The organism is Clostridioides sp. ZZV15-6598 (genome assembly GCF_020657705.1).
GTDB classification, from domain to species: Bacteria; Bacillota; Clostridia; order Peptostreptococcales; family Peptostreptococcaceae; genus Clostridioides; species Clostridioides difficile_F.
This window is the reverse complement of the sequence record NZ_JAGWCS010000239.1, coordinates 1-2,638: the sequence shown is the minus strand read 5'-3', so window position 1 is coordinate 2,638 and position 2,638 is coordinate 1. Positions and strand designations below refer to the sequence as shown.

The following is a 2,638-nucleotide window of genomic DNA, read 5'->3' as shown; positions in this document are numbered from 1 at the left end:
AGATACAGCCTCTCAAAATTAATATTTATAATCATATAATTTTTCTAACTTCTTTTCTAATTTCTTTTTTCTATCTAAACCTAAAACTCTTATAAAATTATTTCCTACAAAAATACAATTATTGCTGAGATAAAATTCACACTTATCTAAATTTACAATATAACTGTTACTGCATTTGAAAAAATTTTCTTCTTTCAGCAATCTTTTTATACTAGAAGAATTTTCTCCTATATCATAAGTTCCATTTTCTGTATAAATTTTTGATTCATACTCTTGCTTTTCTATGTACAAAATCTCTTTAATGTTAATTGAAAAACGTTTATCTTCGTGTTCAATATTAATAAAACATTCCTCTTTCATTACCATCCCTCCAAGTATTCTTATTAATTTAATTTTAGTGTTTTTTATCAATATAATCTATCGGAAATATATGTAAGATTAGTCTATTTGAAATATTTATAAAGTTATTTTTGATACTTACCTACAAACTCATTCTTTAACATTAATTTTTAAAGTTAAAATATCATATTATAAATAATATCAGTATTTATATATACATATTACTTTAATAAAATAACTTTCCAATAAAATTGTGTAAAATTATACATATAAAAGTAAATATTAACTTTTATATGTATAATTTAAAGAATTAGAATTTAGTTACATACTTATTAAAATAATTTTATACTTCTTAATTATCAATTGAAAGCTCATAGACATACCATAATATATAACCAAAATCAATCTTGTGATAACAACTAACCAATACAGATTATCCCTAAAGCCTAAAGTAAAAAATATGGAATTATATAACTTGCAAAAGATTTCAGATTGGCAGAAAGGATATTACAAGATGAACATACAAAAACAGAAAGTGTAGTAGGAATATTGCTACTACAATAATTGCTAACTTAAATAAAATAAGTAAGGATATTATTGTGAGGATTCTTCTAGTACTATCAAACTGTGTTAAGAATAACTAGTTATAAGATTTAATTTCTCTAGGTTAACTATGTCTATCATAGTTAACATTTTTTATATGTACAAATCATCACTTTATTTTGACGCATATCCTTATAATCTATCAATTAGAAAAAATTACTCATTACAAAGTAAGCATTTCTTGAAGTTATTAAAAAGTTTATAAGTAATTTTACAAATATTAAATGGTATAGTTATGGACATAAAAAAACAGTCTATATGTTAAAATAAACTGCTCTATAAACTAAAACTTGATAATTTTTTAAATTGAACCTATATAATTATACCTATAGGTTCACAATAATAATCAATCCTAAAAATCCTATCGCAAGAATTGTTCCAATCAAAGCTAATACATTGATAATCATTTTTGTCTTATTCTTAAATATTTTTGATAATAATTCAAAAATTATTATGCCTATAACTCCTCCTAATGTGTTACCTATAAGGTCAGTTATATCGCTTGCACCTATTGCAAATATATATTGAAGTGTCTCAAATGCTAGACTAACTCCAAAAATAGGTGCGACTTTTTTTATAAAACTCCAGTCTTCCTTTAGCATACATAGATATACTCCAAAGGGTACAAACACAGCTATATTTAATATAATCTCTGATATATCTACTCTACCATTAACTATAAGTGAATCAGCAAAAGGAATTAAGTTTATATTTCTAAGATTCATATTTTTAAGTAACGAAATATCAAGCTGCATTTTAAATAATATAATCCATGTCATAACGATTATATATACTATCAATAATCCTTTTGTAATATTGTACTGTCTAGATTTCATACTTTATATCCTTTCTAATTACTATTTTCGATTTGTTTATATGCTTCTATTTTTTCATATCCAAGAATCTTATATCCATAAAAGATGTGTGAAAACAATCTTTTTTATTCTGAATAACTTGTTTCAATTTATTTACAAATCTGCAAAATATGTTGCCACTATTAGCTTCTCATAGTATTCTAACCTTAATACCATCTAATCATAGGAGAAATTTATGAGTGACTTAATAGTTTTCTTAATAATGTTATTTATTTATTTTTTACTTGCACTTGTTGCACAGAAACTTAACAACATATATCCTTTTAAAAAACATATTTTTATATGGGTATGCCTAATTTTACTTATTTCATATTTTACAAAATATATTAACGATTTTATTATAGCCTTTATTTAGCTTGCTTTACTTTAAATGATATACTCTAATACAAATTAAATTTTCAGCCTGCTTCTGTAATATTTCTTACTCTTACCATACAACTTGAGAATATTTGATGTAATCTTACTTATTTCACTAATACACTCATTTTAAAGAGTCTTAGCCTAATCAACTTTATCTACATCACCATATAATTCAAATTTCAACATTTTAAAACAAATAAGCTATAATATATCAATTAGAAATATTCACTAAGCTATTTTTATATGTATTAATTAATTTATTATATTATCTTTTTTATCTTTAATTTTAAGTATTATACGTATTAATGCAAATATTGAAATATTGGACAATATCAACAGTAAAACTATTACTAAAAAAATAACTCTCCTTTCAGGAGAAATCTTTATAAGATTAATAATATAATCGTAAAGTATAAAAAATGATAATAAATTTGCTATCATTGGAACACATATATACAATT

General features: G+C 22.6%; 2 protein-coding genes. Both read right to left on the bottom strand.

Annotation, left to right across the window (positions count from 1 at the left end):
- Positions 1–18: 18 nt before the first annotated feature.
- Positions 19–360 carry a LytTR family DNA-binding domain-containing protein gene (locus KGF50_RS21100; RefSeq protein ID WP_227849877.1) on the bottom strand — a complete coding sequence of 114 codons (342 nt, stop codon included), beginning with the start codon at positions 358–360 and terminating at the stop codon, positions 19–21.
- 908 nt (positions 361–1,268) lie between these two features.
- A complete protein-coding gene (locus KGF50_RS21095; protein ID WP_227849876.1) occupies positions 1,269–1,778 on the bottom strand; it encodes a VanZ family protein in 510 nt (169 codons plus the stop codon).
- Between the last annotated feature and the right edge of the window lie 860 nt (positions 1,779–2,638).

What these genes read in the sequence shown, in the direction of transcription:
- KGF50_RS21095 (WP_227849876.1), bottom strand. Translation starts at nt 1,778, where the DNA reads ATGAAATCTAGACAGTACAATATTACAAAAGGATTATTGATAGTATAT.
- KGF50_RS21100 (WP_227849877.1), bottom strand. Translation starts at nt 360, where the DNA reads ATGAAAGAGGAATGTTTTATTAATATTGAACACGAAGATAAACGTTTT.